Origin of the sequence: Mesorhizobium sp. M0701, from assembly GCF_040320365.1 — a bacterium.
Classification (GTDB): domain Bacteria; phylum Pseudomonadota; class Alphaproteobacteria; order Rhizobiales; family Rhizobiaceae; genus Mesorhizobium.
Genome location: NZ_JAMYPO010000015.1, coordinates 82597 through 107202, shown reverse-complemented (window position 1 = coordinate 107202; position 24606 = coordinate 82597). Strand labels below are relative to the sequence as shown.

At 63.8% G+C, this 24606-nt stretch carries 20 protein-coding genes and 1 pseudogene; 9 read left to right on the top strand and 12 right to left on the bottom strand.

What is annotated here, in order from left to right; translation table 11 throughout:
• Window positions 1–2 precede the first annotated feature (2 nt).
• From nagA to NKI24_RS16940, 4 genes are read right to left on the bottom strand one after another with little or no spacing between them, the layout of a single operon-like run.
• Window positions 3–1175, bottom strand: a complete 1173-nt coding sequence (gene nagA, locus NKI24_RS16955) for an N-acetylglucosamine-6-phosphate deacetylase (protein ID WP_352449611.1) — start codon at window positions 1173–1175, stop codon at window positions 3–5.
• Window positions 1172–2203: an SIS domain-containing protein gene (locus NKI24_RS16950; RefSeq protein WP_352449610.1), complete on the bottom strand. Its 1032-nt coding sequence runs from the start codon at window positions 2201–2203 to the stop codon at window positions 1172–1174. Before NKI24_RS16950 ends, nagA begins: the two co-directional genes overlap by 4 nt.
• On the bottom strand, window positions 2200–2982 hold the full coding sequence (locus NKI24_RS16945; protein ID WP_352449609.1) for a GntR family transcriptional regulator: 783 nt from the start codon (window positions 2980–2982) through the stop codon (window positions 2200–2202). The genes NKI24_RS16950 and NKI24_RS16945 overlap by 4 nt, the downstream gene beginning before the upstream one ends.
• Complete coding sequence (locus NKI24_RS16940) at window positions 2979–3860, bottom strand: glucosamine kinase nucleotide-binding domain-containing protein (protein ID WP_352746821.1); 882 nt, start codon at window positions 3858–3860, stop codon at window positions 2979–2981. Before NKI24_RS16940 ends, NKI24_RS16945 begins: the two co-directional genes overlap by 4 nt.
• A 199-nt stretch (window positions 3861–4059) precedes the next feature.
• On the opposite strand from NKI24_RS16940, the gene NKI24_RS16935 reads away from it, so the two are divergent.
• The 6 genes from NKI24_RS16935 to NKI24_RS16910 all read left to right on the top strand — a co-directional run bounded on the left by NKI24_RS16935 (window position 4060) and on the right by NKI24_RS16910 (window position 10365).
• Window positions 4060–5019, top strand: a complete 960-nt coding sequence (locus NKI24_RS16935; protein ID WP_352449607.1) for an N-acetylmuramic acid 6-phosphate etherase — start codon at window positions 4060–4062, stop codon at window positions 5017–5019.
• Between the two features lie 2 nt (window positions 5020–5021).
• Window positions 5022–6281 carry an ABC transporter substrate-binding protein gene (locus tag NKI24_RS16930; protein WP_352449606.1) on the top strand — a complete coding sequence of 420 codons (1260 nt, stop codon included), beginning with the start codon at window positions 5022–5024 and terminating at the stop codon, window positions 6279–6281.
• A 240-nt stretch (window positions 6282–6521) separates the two neighbouring features.
• Window positions 6522–7445: a carbohydrate ABC transporter permease gene (locus NKI24_RS16925; RefSeq protein ID WP_352449605.1), complete on the top strand. Its 924-nt coding sequence runs from the start codon at window positions 6522–6524 to the stop codon at window positions 7443–7445.
• Between the two features lie 8 nt (window positions 7446–7453).
• Entirely contained in the window at window positions 7454–8293 is an 840-nt protein-coding gene (locus NKI24_RS16920) for a carbohydrate ABC transporter permease (RefSeq protein ID WP_352449604.1), read from the top strand.
• Window positions 8290–9351, top strand: coding sequence for a Gfo/Idh/MocA family protein (locus NKI24_RS16915; protein WP_352746816.1), 1062 nt, complete (start codon window positions 8290–8292; stop codon window positions 9349–9351). The genes NKI24_RS16920 and NKI24_RS16915 overlap by 4 nt, the downstream gene beginning before the upstream one ends.
• A 15-nt stretch (window positions 9352–9366) precedes the next feature.
• A complete protein-coding gene (locus NKI24_RS16910; protein WP_352449601.1) occupies window positions 9367–10365 on the top strand; it encodes an ABC transporter ATP-binding protein in 999 nt (332 codons plus the stop codon).
• A gap of 209 nt (window positions 10366–10574) precedes the next feature.
• On the opposite strand, the gene NKI24_RS16905 is transcribed toward NKI24_RS16910, so the two are convergent.
• From NKI24_RS16905 to NKI24_RS16885, 5 genes are all read right to left on the bottom strand, one after another.
• Window positions 10575–11420, bottom strand: coding sequence for a fumarylacetoacetate hydrolase family protein (locus NKI24_RS16905; RefSeq protein WP_352449600.1), 846 nt, complete (start codon window positions 11418–11420; stop codon window positions 10575–10577).
• Between the two features lie 166 nt (window positions 11421–11586).
• Window positions 11587–12318 carry an SDR family oxidoreductase gene (locus NKI24_RS16900; protein ID WP_254815741.1) on the bottom strand — a complete coding sequence of 244 codons (732 nt, stop codon included), beginning with the start codon at window positions 12316–12318 and terminating at the stop codon, window positions 11587–11589.
• 178 nt (window positions 12319–12496) lie between these two features.
• Complete coding sequence (locus NKI24_RS16895; RefSeq protein WP_352449599.1) at window positions 12497–14869, bottom strand: aldehyde dehydrogenase family protein; 2373 nt, start codon at window positions 14867–14869, stop codon at window positions 12497–12499.
• Window positions 14870–14882: 13 nt separating this feature from the next.
• Window positions 14883–15932 carry a deoxyribose-phosphate aldolase gene (deoC, locus tag NKI24_RS16890; protein ID WP_352744910.1) on the bottom strand — a complete coding sequence of 350 codons (1050 nt, stop codon included), beginning with the start codon at window positions 15930–15932 and terminating at the stop codon, window positions 14883–14885.
• Between the two features lie 163 nt (window positions 15933–16095).
• Window positions 16096–16923: a ferredoxin--NADP reductase gene (locus NKI24_RS16885; protein WP_352449597.1), complete on the bottom strand. Its 828-nt coding sequence runs from the start codon at window positions 16921–16923 to the stop codon at window positions 16096–16098.
• Between the two features lie 218 nt (window positions 16924–17141).
• On the opposite strand from NKI24_RS16885, the gene NKI24_RS16880 reads away from it, so the two are divergent.
• From NKI24_RS16880 to NKI24_RS16870, 3 genes are read left to right on the top strand one after another with little or no spacing between them, the layout of a single operon-like run.
• Entirely contained in the window at window positions 17142–19226 is a 2085-nt protein-coding gene (locus NKI24_RS16880; RefSeq protein WP_352746810.1) for a hydantoinase/oxoprolinase family protein, read from the top strand.
• Between the two features lies 1 nt (window position 19227).
• A complete protein-coding gene (locus NKI24_RS16875; protein ID WP_352449595.1) occupies window positions 19228–20943 on the top strand; it encodes a hydantoinase B/oxoprolinase family protein in 1716 nt (571 codons plus the stop codon).
• Window positions 20915–21658 (top strand): hypothetical protein, encoded by a 744-nt coding sequence (locus NKI24_RS16870; RefSeq protein WP_352449594.1) that lies wholly within the window; start codon window positions 20915–20917, stop codon window positions 21656–21658. The genes NKI24_RS16875 and NKI24_RS16870 overlap by 29 nt, the downstream gene beginning before the upstream one ends.
• A 27-nt stretch (window positions 21659–21685) precedes the next feature.
• On the opposite strand, the pseudogene NKI24_RS16865 reads toward NKI24_RS16870, so the two are convergent.
• The 3 genes and pseudogenes from NKI24_RS16865 to NKI24_RS16855 form a co-directional block, all read right to left on the bottom strand.
• Window positions 21686–22331: pseudogene (locus NKI24_RS16865) on the bottom strand (methionine ABC transporter permease).
• Complete coding sequence (locus tag NKI24_RS16860) at window positions 22312–23376, bottom strand: methionine ABC transporter ATP-binding protein (RefSeq protein ID WP_352746851.1); 1065 nt, start codon at window positions 23374–23376, stop codon at window positions 22312–22314. Before NKI24_RS16860 ends, NKI24_RS16865 begins: the two are co-directional and overlap by 20 nt.
• Window positions 23377–23510: 134 nt before the next feature.
• Complete coding sequence (locus NKI24_RS16855) at window positions 23511–24359, bottom strand: MetQ/NlpA family lipoprotein (protein ID WP_352449592.1); 849 nt, start codon at window positions 24357–24359, stop codon at window positions 23511–23513.
• Window positions 24360–24606: the final 247 nt, after the last annotated feature.

The window sequence follows — 24606 nt, the reverse complement described above, 5'->3', positions numbered from 1 at the left end:
CCCTAACGAGCAGGGCTGCCCGCAAAAACCTTGGCACCATCGATCCAGACGCTTTTAATGTCCAGATCGTCCGACAGCGAAACGATGTTGGCCGCGGTACCGTTGGCGAAGCGCCCGAACCGGTGCGACTGGCCGACCGCCTGCGCCGGATAGAGGGAGGCCATGCGCAAGGCTTCGTCGAGGTCGAGGCCGACGACGCGGTGCATGAAGCGCACCGCGGAAATCATGTCGAGATCCGCGCCCGCCAGCGTGCCGTCGGCAAGTGTCAGCCTGCCATCCTTGCGGTGGATGGTGCGGCCGTTCAGCGTGAACGAGGTCATGTCGGTGCCGATCGTCGCCATGGCATCGGTAACGAGCAGGATCTTGCCCGGCCCCTGCTTGGCGCGCAAGGCGATGGCCATGGTGGCCGGATCGACATGGATACCGTCGGCGATGATCCCGGCATAGAATGCGCCGGTATCGATTGCGGCGCCCGCTAGCCCTGGCTCGCGATTGCCGATCTGGCTCATCGCATTGAACAGATGGGTGACCACCGTTGCGCCGGCCTCGGCAAAGGCGCGAGCCGTGGCATAGCCGATATCGGAATGGCCGATGCTGACGACAATGCCGGCCTTGCTAAGCGCCGACACCTGGCTGGGCTCGACGGATTCGGGCGCCACCGTCGTCAGCAGCACGGGCAGGTTTTTCCGTGCGGCGATCAGCATCGTCTGGTCGGAGTCTAGCATCGGCCGGATCAAAGCCGGGTCATGTGCGCCCTTGCGGGCGATCGACAGATGCGGCCCTTCGAGGTGCAGGCCCAGGAACCCCGGCACCTTCCTCCGTGCCGCCTCGGCTCCGGCCGCAACCGCCGCGGCGGTGATCTCGGACGTGTCGGTGATCAGCGTCGGCAACAGCGCCGCCGTGCCGAAGGGGGCGTGTGCCCGGCAGATGGTCTCGATCGAGGCGACGTCCGGATGGTCGTTGAGCATGACGCCGCCGCCGCCATTGACCTGCAGATCGACGAAGCCAGGCGCCAGCATGCCGCCGCCGGTCTCGATACGCGCAACATCGGATGGAATGGCACCGGCGGCAACAATGGCCTCGACGAGGCCGTCGCGCACGACAAGCGCCGCATTGTCGTGCCAGTCGTCGCCATCGAAAATCCCGGCGCCAGTCAGGGCAAAACGGTCGCTCATAGGGTTTCCGTTACCTTGCGCAGATTGGGCGGCGTGTCGGGGTCGAGGCCGCGATGGCGGGCAAAGGCCTCGACGAAACCATAGAACGACACGATCAGCGTCAGCGGGTCGGTCAGCGGATGACCGGTTGCGACATACGGCAGGCGCTGAGCGCTCTTTGCCTTGTTCGACGTCACAAAGACGGCAGCGCCCTTGCCGGCCAGGCTGTCGGCGGCATCGGCCACCGATGGCTCGGACGCATCGCGAGCAGCCAGCGCCAGCACCGGGAAACCGGGACCGACCAGCGCCAGCGGGCCGTGCATGACCTCGGCCGCACTATAGGCTTCCGCATGCATGGCGCAGGTTTCCTTGAATTTCAGCGCCGCCTCGTTGGCGATCGCCGCCGACGGGCCACGGCCGAGAATGAACAGCGATTTCGGCATCTCGAGTGCCCCAGCCAGCGCCATCCAGTCGCAGGCGATCGCCTTGCGAAAATGCTCCGGCAAGCGCGCGAGCGCCACCAGGAGTTTGTCGTCGCCGGTGCAATGCGCCATCAAGGCGAGTCCTGCGACGGCTGAATTGACGAAGGTCTTCGTCGCCGCGACGCTGCGCTCCGGTCCGGCCAGGATGTCGATTGCGTAGTCCGAAGCCCGCGCCAGCGGCGAATCGGCGGTGTTGGTGATGGCGACGGTCAGCGAACCGCCGGTCCTCGCCGCTTGCGCCATTGCAACGATGTCCGGGCTCTTGCCGGACTGCGAGATCGCCAGGCAGGCCGAGCCGCCCAGCTTCAGCTTGGCGCCATAGATCGAGGCGATCGACGGGCCGACCGATGCAACCGCCAGCCCGGCGGTCAACTCCACGGCATATTTCATGAAGGTTGCGGCATGGTCGGACGAGCCGCGCGCCACGGTGACGACGAAATTCGGATCGCGCTCGCGAATGCCGCGTCCAGCTTCCGTCAGCACCGCGGCCGAGCCATCGAGCAGGCGGGCGGTGGCCTCCGGGATCTCCTCGATCTCGCGCCGCATATGGGTCGTTGTCGCGGTCATGGCCGGCCCTCTTCGCCCGGCCCGCTCAGCCGGAGTTCGGCGACAAAATCATAGGCGTCGCCCCTGTAGATGGAGCGGGTAAACTCGATCACCTTGCCGCTCGCCAGATAGGAGATACGCTCGATGTGCAGGCCGGCAATGCCCGACGGTACTTCCAGCAGATGTGCGTCGCCATCGCCGAGATTGGTGGCGGAAATGCGCTGCACCGCCCGCACCGGCCTGTTGCCGGTCTTTTCCAACGCGGCGTAGAGCGACGAACCAATCGCCGCCGGATCGGGCAGCACGCTTGTCGATAGCGAGGCGCGCTCGATCGCCAGCGGCGTGTCGTTGGCGATACGAAGGCGCGCCACGCGCGCCACCAATTCGTTCGACGCCAGGCCGAGCACCATCATCTCGTCGGGCGACGGCGGATAGAGGCCGCGGTCGAGCCAAGCCGAACGCACCGCCATGCCGCGCCGCGCCATGTCTTCGGTAAACGAGGTCAGCATCGACAGCGACTGCTCGACGCGCTCCATACGTGGCGCAACGAAGGTACCGGAACCATGGCGCTGGACGAGGATGCCGCCCTTGACCAGGTCCTGTACCGCCTTGCGCACGGTGACGCGCGAAATGTCGGCCTTGCTAGCGATGTCGCGCTCGGAAGGCAGCGCATCGCCAGGTCCGATCAGCCCGCGTTTGACCGCATCCTCGATGCTCTTCCTGAGCTGCAGATAGAGCGGCGCGCCACTCTGCGACGATTGTTTCAGCGCCGCGAATATCTGGTCGGCGGCCTCACTCATCGAGCTGCCTCCGCCGTGTTTGCGAAAATCCGAACCGCCATCTGCACCGCGCCGCCCAGCGCGTCGTCGAGCGGCGGTTTCAGCAGCGCCCGGTAGCGGGCCGACAGGCGCGGCGCATAAAGCGGCGCCAGCCCGCCGAGCAGGCAGAGCGGATCGTCGCCGCCGAGGTCGAGCACGCCAAGCGCTGCCTCGACATCGGCGACCGCCTTGTCGAGGATCCAGACAGCGACGGCGTCGCCTTTTTCGGCATGTTCGAACACCTTGGGCGCGAAGCCGCCGAAATCGCCGGGCTTGGCGTTGGTGGTAAATTCGACCAGATCCTCGGGATTGTTGCGGAAGATGGTGAGCATGGCCTGCGTCAGCGGCGATCCCTGGCGGATGCCGTCATAGGCGAGCAGCGTCTGCTCGAGCAGGTCGCGGCCGATACGGGCGCCGCTGCCCTGGTCGCCGACCTGAAAACCCCAGCCACCGATGGCGCGCGACTTGCCTTGTTTGCGTGCCATATAGGCGGTGCCGGTGCCGAGTATGGCCATGGCGCCGTCGCCGGAGCCAACCGCGCCTTCCAGCGCGATCTCGGCGTCGGTCTCGACACGGCTGATGCGAAACGGCAGGATCGCTTCGAGTTGCTGCCGGTAGGTGCCGACATTGGCGCCGGCAAGACCGAGAACGGCCGGAGTTTGCGGGATCAGTGCGGGATCCCTGCCCGCGGCGACAAAGGCCTGCTGCGCTGCGTCGACGATGTTCGTCCTGGCGCCGGTGAGATCCGTTCGGATGTTGGCGGCACCGCTTTTGGCGCGGCCGAGGACGCTGCCGTCGGCCGTTGCAAGGGCCGCCCTGCAGCTGGTGCCGCCGCCATCGATGCCGAGCACGAATTTCACGCGATTTCTCCTCCGGGCGGATAATACCAATAAAATACCAATAGCCAAGGATTAATTTCCGTTTCAAAAAAGTTAAGACGTAGTTTGTTGGAAAATCAGCCAATTTCGTTCGCAAGCCTGCACCGCCGCAAGGATTTCATTAATGCGTGTGGACAAGTGGTATTTTTTTGGTATGGTTTTCTCGATTGGAGGAAAGCGGATGGCCGAAACGCGCACCGAAGCGCTTCACCAGAATGCCGAGGGACTGGATATCCAGGCCCCGGAAGCCATCCTTTCCTCTTTGGCCAACGCACAGATCGAGGCCGCCAAGGCCGTGCACGGCGCCATTCCCGCTATTGCCGCGGCAGCCGAAATCATCGCAAGCAGACTGAAAAGCGGCGGCAAGCTCGCCTATGCGGCTGCCGGCAGTTCGGGCCTGATGGCACTGGCCGATGCGCTTGAGCTGCCGGGCACTTTCGGCATCCAACGCGACCGCATCGCCATCCTGATCGCCGGCGGCGACGAGGCCTTCAAGACACTGGCCGGCGGGCCGGAGGACGATACCGAGGAAGCTTCGGCAGCAGTTGCCGCCGCCCGCATCGGCAAGGGCGACTGCCTGATCGCCGTCTCGGCCAGCGGCTCGACACCTTATGCAGTCAGGGCGATCGAGGACGCCAGGCGCCGCGGTGCGGCGACCATTGCCATCGCCAACAACAGGGATGCGCCGCTGTTGCGGCTGGCCGACATCGCCATCCTGCTCGAAACGCCACCGGAGCTGATTGCCGGCTCAACGCGCATGGGCGCAGGCACCGCCCAGAAGATCGCGCTCAACATGCTGTCGACGCTCGCCGCCATCCATCTCGGCCATGTCCTTGACGGCTACATGGTCAACCTCATGGCCGACAACATCAAGCTGCGCGACCGCGCCGCACGCATCGTCGCCGCCGTCAGCGGGCGCGACAAGGACGAGGCGGCACGCCTGCTCGAAAGGAGCGGCGGCGTCGTCAAGACCGCTATTCTGCTCGCCGCCGGCGCCGCCAGCGCCGATGCAGCCGAGAAGATATTGGAAGGGACCGGCCACAAGCTGCGGCCGGCCCTTTCCGCGATCGAGGGGAGCAAGGGGCGCAATGCCTCTGTTCTCATCAAAACCGAACCTGAAAAAGGTCAACAGGGAGACTGAGCATGACAACGAAGCTACTGACGGCACTTCTTCTCGGCACCAGCATTCTCGGCTCCGCCGGGGTGGCTTATGCCGACGACGTAACGCTCAACATCGAAAGCTGGCGCGGCGACGACCTTGCCATCTGGAAGGACAAGCTGATCCCGGCCTTCGAAGCCAAGAACCCGGGCATCAAGGTGGTGTTCGCGCCGTCGGCGCCAACCGAATATGACGCCGCCCTCGGCGCCAAGCTCGCCGCCGGCTCGGCCGGCGACCTGATCACCTGCCGCCCGTTCGACAAGTCGCTGGAGCTCTTCAAGAAGGGCAACCTCGCCGACATCTCGACCCTGCCCGGCATGGAGAACTTCTCCGACGTCGCCAAGGCCGCCTGGCAGACCGACGACGGCAAGTCGAGTTTCTGCGTGCCGATGGCCTCCGTCATCCATGGCTTCATCTACAACAAGGACGCCTTCGACAAGCTCGGCATCAAGGTGCCGGAGACGCGCGACGAATTCTTCGCCGCGCTCGACAAGATCAAGGCCGACGGCACCTACATCCCGATGGCGATGGGCACCAAGGACCTCTGGGAAGCGGCGACCATGGGCTACCAGAACATCGGCCCGAACTACTGGAAGGGCGAGGAAGGCCGCCTGGCGCTGATCAAGGGCGAGCAGAAGCTGACCGATCCGCAGTGGGTCGAGCCCTTCAAGGAACTGGCCAAGTGGAAGGACTATCTCGGCGACGGCTTCGAGGCGCAGACCTATCCGGACAGCCAGAACCTGTTCACGCTCGGCCGCGCCGCCATCTACCCGGCCGGTTCGTGGGAGATCGGCCTTTTCAACACGCAGGCGCAGTTCAAGATGGGCGCCTTCCCGCCGCCGGTGCAGAAGGCCGGCGACACCTGCTACATCTCCGACCACACCGACATCGGCATGGGCCTCAATGCTGCCTCGAAGAACGCGGATGCGGCCAAGACCTTCCTGTCCTGGGTGGCCTCGCCTGATTTTGCCACCATCTACGCCAACGCGCTGCCGGGCTTCTTCAGCCTGAACAACACCCCGGTGAAGATGGAAGACCCGCTGGCCCAGGAATTCGTCTCCTGGCGCGGCAAGTGCAAGTCGACGATCCGCTCGACCTACCAGATCCTGTCGCGCGGCACGCCGAACCTTGAAAACGAGACGTGGGTTGAATCGGCCAACGTCATCAACGGCACCGACACGCCGGAAGCTGCCGCCAAGAAGCTGCAGGACGGCCTCGATAGCTGGTACAAGCCGGCGAAGTAAGAGCGCGGCGAAGCGTTGTCTCCCCCCTCGAGGGGGAGATGTCGCCGAAGGCGACAGAGGGGGTCGGTCGAGGCAGGCTGCGGCTTGATCGCTGCTGGAAAGCACGGTCGAACGACGATGGCGCGCTGCCTCTGCCGACCCCACCCGCCTCGCTTTGCGAGGCACCCTCCCCTCGAGGGGGAGGGAGGCGCCGCGCCCTTTGACGGCAATAGCAAGACCTGATCGGCGGGGACCGAACGCATGGCCGCAGCACCGAAAAGACCGTTCCGTTGGCATATCGGCGTTTTCCTGGCGCCGGCAGTGCTGGTCTATACGGCGATCATGATCCTGCCGCTGGCCGGCACGCTGCAGCTGTCGCTGTTCCGCAACATCAATCAGTCGCAGGTCTTCGTCGGACTGGAAAATTTCCGCATGCTGTTCGGTGATCCCAACTGGTCGGTCAATTTCTGGAACGCGCTCAGGAACAATGTCTGGTTCTTCATCATCCACATGCTGGTGCAGAACCCGATCGGCGTCCTTTTGGCCGCACTTCTGTCCAGCCCTAGGCTGCGGTTTTCCGCCTTCTACCGCACGGCGATCTTCGTGCCGACGATCCTGTCCTTCGTCATTGTCGGCTTCGCCTGGAAGCTGATTCTGTCGCCGCTATGGGGCGTGGCGCCGCATATGATGGACCTGGTCGGCCTGAAAAGCCTGTTCACGCCCTGGCTCGGCAAGGCGCAATATGCGCTGACCGCGCTCAGCCTGATCTCGGTCTGGCAGTTCGTCGGCATCCCGATGATGCTGATCTATGCGGCACTGCTGTCCATTCCCGAAGAGGTGATCGAAGCAGCCGAATGCGACGGCATCACCGGGATGGCGCAGTTCTGGAAGATCAAGCTGCCGCTCATCCTGCCGTCGATCGGCATCATCTCGATCCTGACCTTCGTCGGCAATTTCAACGCTTTCGACCTGATCTACACCGCGCAAGGGGCGCTGGCCGGGCCGAACTATTCAACCGATATTCTCGGCACCTTCCTCTACCGCGCCTTCTTCGGTTTCCAGCTGCAGGTCGGCGATCCCAACATGGGCGCGGCGATCGCCACGATGATGTTCCTGATCATCCTGGGCGGCGTCTGCGTCTACCTGTTCCTCGTGCAGACGCGCCTGCGTCGCTACCAGTTCTGAGGCGCCACATGAGCACGGCAACCCGCTCGCTGCCCCGCACCATCGGCGCGCATGCGATCCTTCTGACCTACACCGCAATCGCGCTGTTTCCGGTCATCCTCGTGATCATGAATTCGTTCAAATCACGCGCAGGGATTTTCGGCGCGCCGCTGACGCCGCCGACGCCAGGTACCTTCGACCTGATCGGCTACACGACGGTGATCGGCCAGGGCGATTTCATCCACTATTTCCAGAACAGCCTTGTCGTCACCGTCGCCTCGCTGTTCTTCGTGCTTTTGTTCGGCGCCATGGCGGCTTTCTCGCTGTCGGAATACCGCTTCCGCGGCAATTCGCTGATGGGGCTCTATCTGGCGCTCGGCATCATGATCCCGATCCGCCTTGCCACCGTCGCCATCCTGCAATTGATGGTGGCGAGCGGGCTGGTCAACACGCTGACGGCGCTGATCCTGGTCTACACGGCGCAGGGCCTGCCGCTTGCCGTCTTCATCCTGTCGGAATTCATGAAGCAGGTCTCGGACGATCTGAAGAATGCGGGCAGGATCGACGGCCTGTCCGAATACACCATCTTTTTCCGGCTGGTGCTGCCGCTGGTGCGCCCATCGATGGCGACGGTCGCGGTCTTCACCATGATCCCGATCTGGAACGATCTGTGGTTCCCGCTGATCCTGGCGCCGTCAGAGGAGACCAAGACAGTGACGCTCGGCGCGCAATTGTTCCTCGGCCAGTTCGTCACCAACTGGAACGCCATCCTGGCGGCACTGTCGCTGGCGATCATGCCGGTGCTGATCCTCTACGTCATCTTCTCGCGGCAGCTGATCCGCGGCATCACTTCGGGAGCGGTCAAGTGAGCTCGCAACAACCCCTTCGCGTTGTCATCGCCGGCCTCGGCAATATGGGGCGCAGCCATGCGTTGGCGTATCACACCAATCCGGGATTCCAGATCGCCGCGCTGGTCAACCGCTCCGATGTGCCGCTGCCGGAAGGGCTTTCGACCTACGCCATCCGGCGTTCCTTCGACGAGGCGCTGCGCGACGAAAAGCCCGATGTCGCCTGCATCGCCACCTATTCCGACAGCCATGCTGACTATGCCGTCAAGGCGTTCGAGGCCGGCTGCCACGTCTTCCTCGAAAAGCCGCTGGCAACCACCGTCGCAGATGCAGAGCGCGTCGTCGCCGCCGCCAAGGCCAACGGCAAAAAACTGGTGATCGGCTACATCCTGCGCCATCACCCGTCCTGGATCCGGCTGATCGCCGAGGCGCGCAAGCTCGGCGGCCCTTACGTGTTCCGCATGAACCTCAACCAGCAATCCTCCGGCCATAGCTGGGAGACGCACAAGCAGTTGATGCAGACGACATCGCCGATCGTCGATTGCGGCGTGCATTATCTCGACGTGATGCTGCAGATCACCGACGCCAGGCCAGTCGAGGTGCGCGGCATGGGGCTGAGGCTGAGCGACGAGATCGCGCCGTCAATGTACAATTACGGTCATCTGCAGGTGCTATTCGACGACGGTTCGGTCGGCTGGTACGAGGCCGGCTGGGGGCCGATGATTTCGGAGACGGCTTTCTTCGTGAAAGACGTGATCTCGCCCAATGGCTGCGTGTCGATCGTCATGAAGGAGGGTGTCAGGTCCGACGACATCGACACCCACACCAAGACCTCGACCATCCGCCTGCATAGTGCGGCGACCGGAGCCGACGGCAAGTTCGCGAAACCGGACGAAATGCTGTCGATGCAAGGCGAGCCCGGCCATCAGGACCTTTGCGACCTGGAACAGGCGTTTGTGCTGAAGGCGGTCCGCGAGGATCTGGACTTGACCCGTCACATGGACGACGCGGTGAAGTCGCTCGCCGTCTGCCTTGCCGCAGACGAGAGCGTGCGCAGCGGCCTCGCCGTGAAACTCTAGAACAGGGACGACGCCGTGGGCTCGCTGAACATCGAGAACGTGAAAAAGGCCTTCGGGCCGGTCGAGGTGCTGAAGGGCATCAACCTCGAGGTGACGGATGGCGAGTTCGTCGTCTTCGTCGGTCCATCTGGCTGCGGGAAGTCGACGCTGCTCAGGGTCATTGCCGGGCTGGAGGACTCGACCTCGGGCCGCGTGGTGATCGACGGTGCGGACGTCTCCGCAACGCCGCCGGCCAAGCGCGGTATCGCCATGGTGTTCCAGACCTATGCGCTCTATCCGCATCTGACGGTGAAGAACAACATGGGCCTCGGCCTCAAGCAGGCGGGCACGCCGGCGGCCGAGATCGACCGCCGCATCGGCATCGCCTCGTCGATGCTGTCGCTGGAGCCCTACCTCTCGAGGCGGCCGGCCGAGCTTTCCGGCGGTCAGCGCCAGCGCGTCGCCATCGGCCGCGCCGTGGTGCGCGAGCCCAAGCTTTTTCTGTTCGACGAGCCCCTGTCCAACCTCGATGCCGCGCTGCGCGTCAACACCAGGCTGGAGATCGCGCAATTGCATCGCCGGCTGAAGGCCACGATGATCTATGTCACCCACGACCAGGTCGAGGCGATGACGCTGGCCGACAAGATCGTCGTGCTGAACGCGGGAAAGATCGAGCAGATCGGCGGACCGATGGAGCTTTACAATTCGCCGGCAAATGAATTCGTCGCCGGCTTCATCGGCTCACCGAAGATGAATTTCGTCGACGGCGCCAGGCTTGGCGAAACGGCAAAGACCATCGGCGTCCGTCCCGAACATTTGACGGTCGATCCCAGATCCGGCGCCTGGAAAGGCACGGTCGTCCATGCCGAGCACCTTGGCGCCGACACCAACCTCTATCTCGACTGCGAGAAGGCCGGCTTGATCACAGTGCGCATCTTCGGCGTCTATAACGCCGAACCTGGTGCCACGCTCTATGCGACGCCGGATCCGGCAAAGACATACCGGTTTGGAGCCGATGGGAAGGTGCTGAAGTAGCGCAGGCGCCGACTCCCCTTCTCCCCTTGTGGGAGAAGGTGGCCGAGCGAAGCTCGGTCGGATGAGGGGTGTTGGACGATCGCTACGCTGAAGGCGTAAGCGACGGAAATCCTTCGATGTTTTCTCGTCGCGTTTCTTCCAGCACCCCTCATCCGTCTCGGCGCTGCGCGCCGATCCACGTTCTCCCACAAGGGGAGAAGGAAGAGCGCCTACGCATCCGCCTTGAACGTCTGCTTCTGGATGCCCAGCCCCTCGATACCGAGCTCGACCACGTCGCCGGGCTTCAGGAAGACCGGCGGCTTCATGCCGAGGCCGACGCCGGGCGGCGTGCCGGTCGAGATGATGTCGCCCGGGTGCAGCGACATGAACTGGCTGAGATAGGAGACGAGATAAGCGACGCCGAAGACCATGGTCTTGGTCGAGCCGTTCTGCATCGTCTTGCCGTTGACCGTCAGCCACATCGGGATGTTCTGCGGGTCCTTGACCTCGTCCTTGGTCACCAGCCACGGGCCGATCGGCCCGAACGTGTCGCAGGACTTGCCCTTGGTCCACTGGCCCTGGCGCTCGGCCTGGAAGGCGCGCTCGGAGACGTCGTGCGCGACGCAATAGCCGGCGACATAATCCAGCGCCTCGGCCTCGGTGACATACTTTGCAGTCTTGCCGATCACCACGCCGAGCTCGACCTCCCAGTCGGTCTTCACCGAGCCGCGCGGGATCAGCACGTCGTCGTTCGGCCCGACAATAGCCGAGCTTGCCTTCATGAAGATGATCGGCTCCGGCGGCACGGTGGCGCCGGTTTCGGCGGCGTGGTCGGAATAGTTGAGACCGATGCAGATGAATTTGCCGGTGCCGGCGACGCAGGCGCCGATCCGCGGCTTGCCGGAAACCGCCGGCAGCGTCTTCGTGTCGAGCTTCGACAATGTCTCGAGCGATGCCGGGTCAAGTGCCTTGCCGGCAATGTCGGTGACATGGGCGGAGAGGTCGCGGATCGTTCCATCGGCATCGAGCAGGCCGGGGCGTTCGCTCCCCGCCTCGCCATAGCGCAGCAGTTTCATGCAGTTTTCTCCCAGTTGCGACCAGAGGCCGTTTGCAAACTCGCTCCGCTGCGGCGAATGGCGTGGGTTTCGAGAACCGGAGCGGAGCGTACTTAAAGTACGTGAGCACCGGAAGCGCAGAAAGCCGCGTCAGGCGCCCGGCGGAGTAGGGTTTTCAAATGGCCTCTTAGATCGACCAGCCACCGTCGATATTATAAGCTTGCCCCGACGTATAGGTGGCGCCGGCCAGATAGACGGCGAGATCGGCGATTTCCTCGGGCGTGCCGAGCCGGCCCATCGGCTGGCGGGCGATGAAGGCGGCGCGAGCTGCTTCGTAGTCGCCCTGCGCATGCATGCGGTCCTGCAGCGACGGGCTTTCGACCGTGCCCGGACAGATCGCATTGCAGCGTATGCCCTTGCCGACATAGTCGGCGGCGACCGACTTGGTCAGGCCGATGACGGCTGCCTTGGTTAGGCCATATACGAAGCGGTTCGGCACGCCCTTGGTCGAACTGGCCAGCGATGCCATGTTGATGATCGAGCCGTCGCCGCGCTCCAGCATGCCGGGCAGCACGGCGCGGATGGTGCGGATCATCGAGCGGACATTGAGATCATAGGCAAAGTCGAGATCGCCGTCCTTCATCTCGAGGATCGAGCCGGAATGGACGAAGCCGGCGCAATTGAACAGCACGTCCACGGCGCCGATCTCGGCAAAAGCGGCGTTCACCGCCTCGTCGTTCAGCACGTCGAGCTTGCGGGTCTTGATACCGGGCGTCTTGCCGAGGTCGGCGAGCACCACCTCGTTGATGTCGGTGGCATGGACGACCGCGCCGGCCTTGGCGAAAGCCAGCGCACTTGCCCGGCCGATGCCTTGCGCCGCCGCCGTGACGACAACGATCTTGCCTGTCAGATCCGCCATGCTTCTCTCCTCGCCCGTCTGTGATCGTTCGGCTTTTTACCGGCACAAGGCCGGGGCGCAATGTGCCAGCCGGGCAGTACCATCCCGCCTGTTTCGATATTCGCCCTGCCAACCAAATGTTTTTTCTCGGTAAAGAACATTTGTTGGCCCGTCAAGCCCGGACGTCCCTCCGGGACACTCAGTCGCCGTAGGGCACCCAGACGTTCTTGACCTCGATCGCACGGCGCAGCAAGGCATCGCCGGCTGCTTCGTTCGAGGGCCAGTCGAGGCTGTGGCCGTTGCCGGTCCAGACGCGTTTGAGATTGCCGATGGACTCGGCCTCGGCCTTGGCGCAAGTCTCGGCGTCGGCGAACACCCAGAGCCCGTCGACATCGTCATGCTTGGCCAATACGCCGGCAAGCTCGGCGCTACGGCCGGTGACGATATTGATGGCGCCTGCCGGAACGTCGGAATATTCGATGACCTGGTAGAGGTCGGTGGCAAGCAGCGGGTATTTTTCGGATGGCACTGCGACTACCGTGTTGCCCATGGCAAGCGCCGGCGCCACCAGCGAGATCAGGCCAAGCAGAGGCGCGTTGTCCGACGCGACGATACCGACGACCCCGACCGGTTCGTGCAGTGCCAGCGTGACGGCGCGGGCCGGCGGCTGGTGGACGCGGCCCTCGAATTTGTCGGCCAAGCCGGCATAGAGGAACAGGCGCTCGATCGACAGCTCGACCTCGTCACGCGCCGCCTTGGCGGTCGCGCCGGTGAGCTGGGTCAAACGGGCGGCAAACTCGTCGGCGCGGCCGGACAGATTTTCGCCCAGGTAGTAGAGCACTTGGCTGCGGTTGTGGGCGGTCGCCTCCGGCCAGGCCTTGCAGGCGCGCGCGGCCGCGACGGCGTCGCGGATATCCTTGCGGTTGCCGAGACCGACCTCGCTGGCAAGCTTGCCCTTGGCGGTGGCGACGGCGAAGGAATAATTGCCGTCCGGCCGGACCTGCTTGCCGCCGATGAACAGCTTTGCCGTGCGGTCGATGGCATCGCCTTCGGCCTGCTCGACAGGTTGCGCCGAAGACGTTGCCGGTTTGATGATCGGGCCGAGCGGCAGTTTTGCCGAGAGATATTCGAACATGCCCTCGCGCCCGCCTTCGCGGCCAAAGCCGCTCTCGCGGTAGCCGCCGAAGCCGCAGGAGGCGTCGAACATATTGGTGCCGTTGACCCAGACGACGCCGGCCTTCAATTGCGGCGCGACGTGCAGGGCAAGATTGATGTTCTCGCTCCACACCGAAGCAGCCAGGCCATAGCGCGTGTTGTTGGCGAGCTCGACCGCTTCCTCGGTGTTGCGAAAGGTCATGGTGGCGAGCACCGGCCCGAACACCTCTTCCTGTGCCAGAATGTTAGCCGGCGAAACACCTGTCGCCAGCGTTGGCAGATGGTAATAGCCCGAGGAGGGCAGCGCCGAGTCCGGCTGCCAGCAGATCGCGCCCTGCTTGGCGCCCTCGGCGATCAGGCCCTTGACGCGATCGAGCTGAGTCAAGTCGACCAGCGGGCCGATATCGGTGTTCTTGTCGAGCGGGCTGCCGACGCGCAGCCGGCTCATCCGCGTCTTGACCTTGGCGATGAAGGCATCGGCGATGCCTTCCTGCACCAGAAGGCGCGAGCCGGCACAGCACACCTGGCCTTGGTTGAACCAGATACCGTCGACCAGACCCTCGACGGCGCTGTCGAGGTCGGCATCCTCGAAAACGACGAATGCCGACTTGCCGCCAAGCTCCAGCGACAGTTTCTTGCCCGAACCGGCGGTGGCTTTGCGGATGATCTTGCCGACCTCGGACGAACCGGTGAAGGCAATCTTCTGGATGCCGGGATGATTGACGATTGCCCCACCCGCTTCCGGCCCGCCCTGGACGATGTTGACGACGCCCTTCGGCACGCCAGATCGTTCACAGATCTCGGCGAACAGGATCGCGGTGAGCGGCGTGAATTCGGCTGGCTTCAGCACCACGGTGCAGCCGGCGGCGAGCGCCGGCGCGATCTTCCAGGCCAGCATCAAGAGCGGGAAGTTCCACGGGATGATCTGGCCGACGACGCCGACCCCCTTATGGCCTGGAAAATCCCTGTCCAGCGCTTGCGCCCAGCCGGCATGATGGATGAAATGGCGGATGGCCAGCGGCACGTCGATGTCGCGGCTTTCGCGGATCGGCTTGCCATTGTCGATCGATTCCAGCACCGCGAACAGCCGTTGGTGGCGCTGCATGGCGCGGCCGATGGCGTAGAGCACTTTGGCGCGTTGATAACCAGTGCTGGCGCTCCATTTCGGCAGCGCTTTTGTGGCGGCCGAAACCGCCGCGTCGATATCGGCGGCACCGGCATCCGACACCTTGGCCAGCAGCTTTCTCGAGGACGGATCGCTGGTGTCGAAGGTTTTGCCTCCGCTGGCTGCCTTCCAGTCGCCGCCGATAAACAGCGCTTTGCCGAAATCCCACGCGGCAAGCCACGCATCGGCCTCGCTGCGCGCCTCCGGCGCCGGGCCGTATTCCATGGCGTGATAGCGTTCGAGAATGTTCATGGCGCGCTCCGAATCACGCCATCGCGTGGCGATGATTGGCCGAGTAGTGGCCGGTCAGATGATGCTCGAGCTGGCGCTCGATATCGGTCAAAAGGCTCGATGCTCCGAAGCGGAACAGCTCCGGCTCCAGCCACGGCCGGCCCAGCTCTTCCTTCATCAGCACCAGCCAGTCGAGCGAGGCTTTTGCCGTGGAAATGCCGCCGGCCGGCTTGAAGCCGATGAGATAGCCGGTTTCCTCGAAATAGGCGCGGATGGCGCGCACCATGGCAAGGCCGACCGGCAGCGTCGCGTTGACGCTTTCCTTGCCGGTCGAGGTCTTGATGAAATCTGCACCCGCCATCATTGCCACCATCGAGGCGAGCATGACGTTGCGCAGCGTCGCGAGGTCGCCGGTGCCGAGGATCACCTTCAGATGGGCCTCGCCGCAAGCGGCGCGCATCGAGACAATCTCGTTATAGAGCTCCTGCCATTTCGCCCCGAATACCAGGCCGCGCGGGATGACGACGTCGATCTCGTCGGCGCCGTCCCTTACCGATGCTTCGATCTCCTGCAGACGTGTCGAAAGCGGTGCAAGGCCATGCGGGAAAGCCGTGGAAACGGCGGCGACATGGACGCCGCTGCCGCGCAGCGCTTCGACGGCAGTGGCGACGAAGGGATGATAGACGCAGACCGCCGCCGGGCGGATCTTTTCACCAGTAATGCCGAGCCCCTCGGCAATGTCGCGACGGAACGGGTTGACCGCCTTGGCACAAAGCCGGCGCACGCGCTCTTCCGTGTCGTTCGAGTTCAGCGTCGTCAGGTCCATGCAGGCGACGGCGCGCAGCAGCCAGGCGGCCTGGTTATCGGCCTTGATCGAGCGTCTTTTGGTCAGGCTGGCGACGCGGCGTTCCAGCGCCGAGCGGTTGACGCCGCGCATCGATTCCATGAAGCCGAGATCGAGCCTCATGCCGGGATTGCGAGCAATGCCATGGGCTTGCGGGATTGGTGCATTGGCCGCGGCGCGCGCCGGCAGCGGCGTGATCTTGGACGTGCCGAGATCGGTTTCGCGGATTGTGCTGCTCATCTCCTGCCCCTTGTTCAGCGAGTTATGCCGAAGATAGACCGTGAAGCAGCGCTTCACGAGTCCTTCAAGCGGTCATAGCGGAAAAAGACAGTCAAGGCAGCCGATTTTTGACCGTATGGTCAAAATCAGGTTCGCAAACCAGTAGACTCTGAACTGCCGCGTCTCAGCCGACGAAGGCGCGCTCGACGACGAAGCTTGCCGGATGGTGCAGCGAGCCTTCCTGGAAGCCGAGGCTTTCGGCCAGTTCCTTGACGTCCTTGAGCATATGCATCGAGCCGCAGATCATGATGCGGTCGGTCTCGGGATTGAGCTTGTCGATGTCGAGATCGCTGTAGAATTTGCCCGAGCCGATCAGCGCGGTAATGCGGCCCATGCGCTCGGAGGTCTCGCGCGTCGTCGAATTGTAGAGCGTGACGCGGCCGCCGGTCAGTTCGCCGATCAGCGGGTCGTTCTCCAGTGCGGCCACCAGCTCCTGGCCGTAGGTGAGCTCGGCATTGTCGCGGCAGGTATGGGTCAGGATAACCTGCTCGAACTTCTCATAGGTATCGGGATCGCGCAGCAGGCTGGCGAAGGGCGCGATGCCGGTGCCTGTCGAGATCATGAACAGGCGCTTGGCCGGCGTCAGCGCGTCGACCACCAGCGTGCCGGTCGACTTCTGCCGCATGATAACGGTGTCGCCGATCTCGATCTTCTGCAGCTCCGAAGTGAGCGGGCCGTCCGGCACTTTGATCGAGAAGAATTCGAGTTCGTCGTCCCAGGCAGGGCTGGCGATCGAATAGGCGCGGAACACCGGCTTCTCGGCATTGGGCAGGCCGATCATGACGAACTCGCCGGAACGGAAGCGCAGCGATTGCGGCCGGGTGATGCGGAACGAAAACAGCCGGTCGGTATAATGCTTCACCGAGACGACGGTTTCGGCATAGACATTGGCCGGTATCGGGAACTGCAACGGCCGGGCGCCAGCAGTGTTGAACGCGGATGTGGTGTTCATCAAACCTAACCTTCCGGGCCAGCTCAGCGGCCGCGCCAAATCCTCACCTGCGCGCCCGAACCGGTCAGATTCCAGCGTGCCGTTTGCACACTCCGAAGCGGTAAGCTCTTGTGTCCGGAATTTATTAGTATACAAACGATATTTGCGTCAAGACGCCGCCGTAAAACAGCTTTCCAAACTAAGGCATGTAGGCAGTTCGGGCATTTCGGGTTTCGACAATGGGACAGAATTTTTCGGCGCAAGCTCTGGATTCGACGGGCAGCGTCGTCGCCGGTATCGATGTCGGCGGCACCTTTACCGACCTGCTTCTGATCGACGGCCGTGACGGCGGCCGGGTGCACATCGCCAAGACCCCGACGACAGTCGACAACCAGGCGTTCGGTGTCGTTTCGGCGCTTGGCGCCACCGGATTTCCGGTCGACGGCATCGACCTCATCGTGCACGGCACGACGACCACCACCAACGCGGTCCTGGAGCGCCGGCTGGCCAAGACCGGCATGATCACCACGCGCGGCTTTCGTGACGTTATCGAGCTTGGCCGGCGGACACGGCCGCAAGCCTATGGCATGACAGGCACGTTCGTGCCGATCATTCCGCGCAATCTGCGGCTCGAAGTGTCGGAGCGGGTCGAGGCCTCGGGCGCGGTGCGCATCCCGCTCGACGAGGCCGAGATGCGGGCAGCGATTTCACAACTGATCGCGGCCGGCTGCGAATCCCTCGTCATCCATTTCCTGCATTCCTACGCCAACCCGAGGCATGAGCGGCGTGCCGCCGAGATCGCGGCCGAGCTTTGGCCGAACGGCTACATCACGACAGGCCATGCGCTGCTTTCGGAAGCGCGCGAATTCGAGCGCGGCGTCACCGCTTCGGTCAACGCTTCGGTGCAACCGATCCTCGAACGCTATGTCGAGCGGCTGCGCAAGGAGCTGGCGTCAAAAGGCTACGCCCGCGACTTCCTGATCATGAACGGCAATGGCGGCATGATCTCGGCCCGCTTTGTCACACGTGAGTCGGCCAAGACTGTCATGTCCGGCCCCGCTTCCGGCGTCATTGCTGCCGCCTATACGGGAAAACGCGCCGGCTTCGAAAACCTGGTCACCTATGACATGGGCGGCACCTCGACCGACGTGGCGCTGATCCGCAACGCCGAGCCGGCGGTGTCGAACGAGATCGAGATCGAGTATGCGATGCCGATCCACGTGCCGATGGTGGCGGTGCATACGGTCGGCGCCGGCGGCGGCTCGATCGCCCACGTCGATGCGGCAGGCCTGATCCAGATCGGCCCGGAAAGCGCCGGCGCCAATCCCGGCCCGATATGCTACGGACGCGGCGGCTTGGAGCCGACCATCACCGACGCCAATCTGGTGCTCGGCAGGCTGGCGCCGAAGAAGCTGCTCGCGGTGGAAAACCCGGTCACCGTCGAACGGGTCACCGGCATATTCGAGGACAGGATCGGCCGCGCCACAGGCTTGTCCGGCGTCGAGGCGGCGGGTGCGGTGCTGCGGCTCGGCAACGTGAAGATGGCCGGCGCCATCCGCATGGTCTCGGTGTCGCGCGGCCACGACCCGCGCGATTTCGCGCTGTTCGCCTTCGGCGGCGCCGGGCCGCTGCATGCGACGGCATTGGCGCGCGAATTAGGCCTGCCGAAAGTGCTGGTGCCGGCGCGGCCAGGCATCACCAATGCTCTCGGCTGCGTCGTCGCCGATCTGCGCCATGATTTCGTCAACACGGTCAATCAGTCGGTGCCCAGTCTCGATGAAACCCAGCTCCATGAGACATTGGAACGGCACCGAAACGAAGGCGAGGAGCTGATCGGCAAGGAGGCGGTGAAGCCGGAAATGATCCGCGTCACGCATTCCGCCGACATGCAGTTCGTCGGCCAGACGCATATCATCAACGTGCCGCTGCCGTCGTCTGCGGTGACACCCGAGGGACTGCAGCACCTGTTCGAGAAGGCCTATTTCGCCCGCTTCAAGGTCCAGTTGCCGGAAATCCGCGCCAATCTGGTCAACCTCAACACCTCGGTCACCGGCGTGCGGCCGGCAATCGATCTGTCCCGGCTGATCGACCCGGCTGGGCGCGCCAAAACGCTCGAAGAGGCGCGGCGCGAGATCCGGCCTGTCTGGTATGGCGGGCGCTGGTACGACACGCCGGTCTACAGCAGAGAGAAGTTGCCGCTCGACGCAACAATCGAAGGTCCGGCGATCCTCGAACAGATGGACGCGACGACTGTGCTGGAGCCCGGCGACCGGGCGCGATCGGATGCCGACGGCAACATCATCATCGATATCGGCGAGGCCTGAGATGGAAAAACTCGACGCCATCACCCTTTCAGTCATCCAGGCGGCGCTACAGCAAGTCTGCGACGAAATGGACCTGACGTTTTCGCGCGCCGCGTTCTCGCCTGTCATCGCCGAGGCCAATGACCGTTCGGATGGCATCTATTCAGCGCTCGATGGTTCGCTGATCGCGCAAGGCAGCCAGGGCCTGCCGGTGTTCGTCGGCGTCATGCAGTATTCGACCAAAACCGTGATCGAGATGATCGCCGACGGACGCTGCCTGCCGCCCGAGCCGGGCGATATCTACATCGTCAACGATCCCTATCTCGGCGGCACCCACCTGATGGATGTGCGCTTCGCCATGCCGGTCTACCGCGACGGCAGGATATTCTGCTGGCTGTCGAACACCGGCCACTGGCCCGACATCGGCGGTTCGGTGCCGGGCGGCTTTTCCGCCTCGGCAACAGCGGTCGAGCAGGAAGGCTTGCGACTGCCGCCGGTGAAACTGTTCAAGAAGGGCGTGCTCGACCCTGAGATCTACGCCATCATCTGCTCGAACATCAGGGTTGCCGACCAGCGCATCGGCGACATCCGGGCGCAGGCGGCGGCACTGCTGATCGGTCAAGACCGACTGAACGGAATCCTGGATCGTTACGGAGATGAAACGGTCGTCGATGCGATCGCCGAACTGCGCCGCCGCGCCGCCGAACAGATGCGCGCGAACATATCAGCCATTCCCGACGGCATTTACCGGTCGCAGGCTTTTGTTGATTCCGACGGCGTGGTCAACGAGCCGCTGACTATCGCGCTGGCCGTCGAAAAACAGGGCGACACGCTCAGCTTCGACTTCTCCGGTTCGTCAAAGCCCTGCGCTGGGCCGATGAACAGCGTGCTGGCGACGACCTTGTCCTCGGTCTATCTCGCCATGCGGCACATTTTCCCCGACGTGCCGATCAGCGCCGGCGCCTTCGAGCCGCTGATCGTCAAGCGGCCGGAAGGCACCTTCCTCGACGCCAAATATCCGCGCCCGGTATCGGGCTGCGCGGCCGAGGTTTCGCAGCGCATTGCTGAAGCGGTGTTCGCGGCGATGGTGCAGGCGCTGCCGGACAAGGTGACGGCGGCCCCCGCCGGCTCCAGCGGCAATTTCGCGCTCGGCGGCAACGATCCGGCCCGCGGCCGCGATTATGTCATGTATCAGATCTCCGGGGGCGGGTATGGCGGCAATGCCGGTCACGACGGCCTGACCAATGGCTGCTCGACCATAGGCATCTCCAAGTCGCCGCCGGTCGAAATCATGGAGCAGGCCTTCCCGGTGCTCTACCGCCACTATGCCTTGCGCGAAGGCTCGGGCGGCGCCGGCAAGCATCGCGGCGGTTTTGGCCTCGCCTATGAGGTCGAGATCCTGCGCGGCGACGCCCGCGCCTCCTTCGTCATGGATCACGGCCGGTTCGGCCCGCAAGGCGTGCTCGGCGGCAAGGACGGCGCGGTCAACACGGTCACCGTGTTCCGAGACGGCAAGGAACATGTGCCGCCGCATCTGTCCAAGGAGCAGGACATCGCGCTGAAGACAGGCGACCGCGTGTGCGTCGGCACGCCTGGCGGCGGCGGCTACGGCGATCCGTTGCAGCGCGATCCGCAATTGGTCGCTCGGGATGTCAAGCTCGGCTACTATACCGCAGAGCAAGCCAGAGACCTGTTCGGAGTCGTAGCGGATGAGCAATCCAAATCCCCTGGAGGCTGATCTCTCGTCCGAACTGGCCCACGCAGTCGAACGCGTCTATGCCGCTTTCGCGTCTTATCCATCGCCCCGCCACCTGCATGGCTCGCCGTACAAGGATTTGGAATCGATCTTTCGGGGAGTATCCAGTGGTCCGCTTCGGGAGCTCAGTGGTGAAAACCTCGGCGCCTATGCCGGATCGGCCATATGGACGGTCGGCGACGTCGATGACTACCGGCACTTTCTGCCGAGAGTGCTTGAACTTGCCATCCAAGGCGAACCTTCGATGGGGTTCGACGCCAACGTGATTGCCGCAAAGCTCGAAAGGACCTCCTGGCGCGATTGGCCGTTGGAAGAACAGCAGGCTGTCGAGGTGCTGTTTCAGGTTGCCTGGCGAAAAGCGATGACCATACATCCCGATGAAGGGAACGCGGTTCCCTGGCTGGAGGGCATAGTGCTTGCCGGAATGGATGTAGCAGCTGCATTAGCGGCATGGCGTGATAGCCCTTACCCCGAGGCCATGTTGCACTGTGCGGACTTGATTACCGGCAACATCAAGACACTCGATAAGGGGCAGGTGATCTTCAGCGAACAGGTCACCACATGGCTTCTATCCGACAGTCTCGCCTGGCACTTGTTCACCGTCGCGGTCGAGGCTCCCTTGCGCCCCGACGATCGCGAAAAGCTCGCTTGGGCGAGCGAGACCATCGAGAACAATCTGAACTTTCCCGGAAATTAAAGGCGTTGATTGGCCGCGTTTCGCCGGTCACGCTCTGTGGTCCAGCCTCGCGACCAGCCGGTCGCCGGCCCACTGGATGCCGCAGACCAGGATGATCAGCACAATGACAACGGCGATCATGACGGATGTCTCGAAGCGCTGGTAGCCGTAGCGGATGGCGAGGTCGCCGAGACCGCCGGCGCCGATGGCACCGGCCATGGCCGAGGCGCCGATCAGCGTCACCAGCGTCACCGTGAAGCCGGCAACGATGCCGGGCAACGCTTCCGGCACCAGCACCTCGCGAATGATCGTCCAGCGGTTGCCGCCCATGGCGCGTCAGCCCGTGGTCGACCTCGCGCAGCGACACTTCGGCGATCCGCGCATAGTAGGGCGTCGCCGCGATCGACAGCGGCACAATCGCTGCCCAGGTGCCGATCGAGGTGCCGACGATCAGCCGCGTCACCGGGATCAGCGCAACCAGCAGGATGATGAAAGGCACCGAGCGGAAGCCGTTGATGACCGCTCCGAGCGCGCGGTTCACCCACAGGTTTTCGGCGATACCGCCGCGGTCGGTGGCGACCAGCGCCAGGCCGAGCGGCAGCCCGAAAACCAGCGAGATGAGGCCGGAGGCGGCCGTCATCAGGATCGTTTCCCAGATCGAACGGACGAGAAGCTCAAACAGAACCGGCGACATGGCCAAGCACCTCCACCCGCGCTTGGCGGGCTTTCAAGAACGCGATCACCTCTGCCAGGTGAGCTTCATTGCTGCCGGCGACCGCCACGAACAGTGTCCCGACAGGCTGCTGCTGAACGTGATCGATGCCGCCATGCACGAGGCGGAACGAGCCGGGAACTGCCGAGGCAAGATCGGACAAAAGCGGGCTTTGGGCGGCCTCACCCGCCACGTCGATCCTGAGGATCGCCTCCAGGCCGGCGTTCTGCGTTAGCCGGCTTGCGATCTCCGCCGGCAATTGCGGCCGGATGCCGCCGAGCAGGCTTTGTGTGATCGCCGACTTCGGATCGGCAAACACCGACCACACCGGCCCTTGCTCGACGATCCGCCCAGCGTCAATCACCGCGACACGATCGGCGATCGAACGGATCACCTCCATCTCATGGGTGATGAGCAGGATGGTCAGGCCGAGCTGCCGGTTGATATCCCTGAGCAAGGCGAGGATGGAGCGCGTCGTCTCCGGGTCCAATGCCGAGGTCGCTTCGTCGGACAGCAGCAGCGCCGGGCGCGCCGCAAGCGCCCGGGCAATGCCGACGCGCTGCTTCTGCCCGCCCGACAGCGACGCCGGATAGGCTTTCGCCTTCTCCGACAGGCCGACGAGCTCGAGCAGCTCGGCAGCGCGCGCCAGGCGTTCGGCCCTGGGCCGGCCTTCGATCTTGAGCGGCAGCGCTACGTTGTCTTCGACCGTCTTGGCAGACAGCAGGTTGAAATGCTGGAAGATCATGCCGATACGCCGGCGCAGCGGTTGCAATTCGCGCTCGCCGAGCCGGCTGATGTCGCGGCCTTCAATGAAGACTTGTCCTGTATCCGGCCGCTCCAGGCCGTTCAGGCAGCGTATCAGCGTCGACTTGCCGGCGCCGCTCCGGCCGATGATGCCGAGGATCTCGCCCTGGCGCACGCTGAGCGATACGCCGTCCAGCGCCGCTGTCGCGCCGAAGCGGCGCTTCAGCTCGATGAGGCGCACGACGTCGTTCGGTCCGGCGGAACGGCTGCCGACGGGATGCATGACTTCGGTGACCGAGGCGAAATGCTGGTTCATGAGAGTTCCTGTATTGGTGTCCCGCAAAACGCGATCGCGGTCCGCGTTGGAGCGCGGACCGCTTTATCATGCCGGGCTTCAGCGCCAAGTCGAGCTCGGCATCAATAGGCGCTGATGCCGGTTCCCTTGTAGACTCGGTCGAATTCGGCCTTCACCTTTTCGTTCTGGTAGGAGGCGACCAATATCTTTACCCAGGGCTGGTTTTCATTGCCGGCCTTGACCGCGATGAAGTTGCGGTAGGGATTGTCGGCCACCGCCTCCTGGGCGATGCGGTTCTCCGGTGTGAGGCCGCTTTTAAGCGCCCAATCCGTGTTGACCACGGCCCCGTCGAGGTCTTCCACCGAGCGCCCGACAATGCCGGCGTCCAGCTCCTTGACGACCAATTTCTTCGGGTTTTCGGCAATGTCGGTGGTCGTCGCCAGAATGCCGGTGCCTTCCCTGAGCTTGATCAGACCTTCGCTCTGCAGAACGCGCAGTGCGCGGCCCTCATTGGACGGGTCGTTCGGCACGCCAATGACGGCGCCTTCGGGCAGGTCGGCAATCTTCGTGTACTTCTTGGAATAGAGGCCGATCGGCCAGACCCCGGTATAGCCGACCGGGACGATGTGATAGCCCTGCGTCTTGATCTGGTTGTCGAGATAGGGCTTGTGCTGGAAGGCGTTGGCGTCGATTTCGCCACGCTCGAGTGCTTCATTCGGCTGGGTGTAGTCGTTGAACACCACGGTCTCGATCGTCAGCCCCCTCTCCGCCGCCTGGGCGGTGACGACGCGCCACACATCCTCGTCCTCGCCGCTCATGATGCCGACCTTGACCGCCGTCTTGTCTTCGGCGAACGACGGCGCAGCAAGGCCGACAATCGCAACCGCCGACGCGAAAAGTACAGCCAGACCGGCGCGCCGGTTTATACTTGCGGAGAGAAATGAGAGCAAAGTGTTGGTATTCCAAGACATGATCTATCCCGTCGGTTCTGAAGTCGTTGCGGCCAGGCGGAGTGCCAAGCCTTGCCGGCATCATCGGGAATGCTGACCATCGGATCAAAGCACCGTATTTCCCGCGAAATGCGAAGCCAGGAATATTCTCTCAAAGTTTCGGGCCTGGCGAGCACAGGGCGTGCTGGGATCATGCGTTCTAAGCCAATGCTGGTTCAGAAATTGTCCGGACGTCGTCTCCGCTACGAGGCCCGCCGTGCTTCGAAGC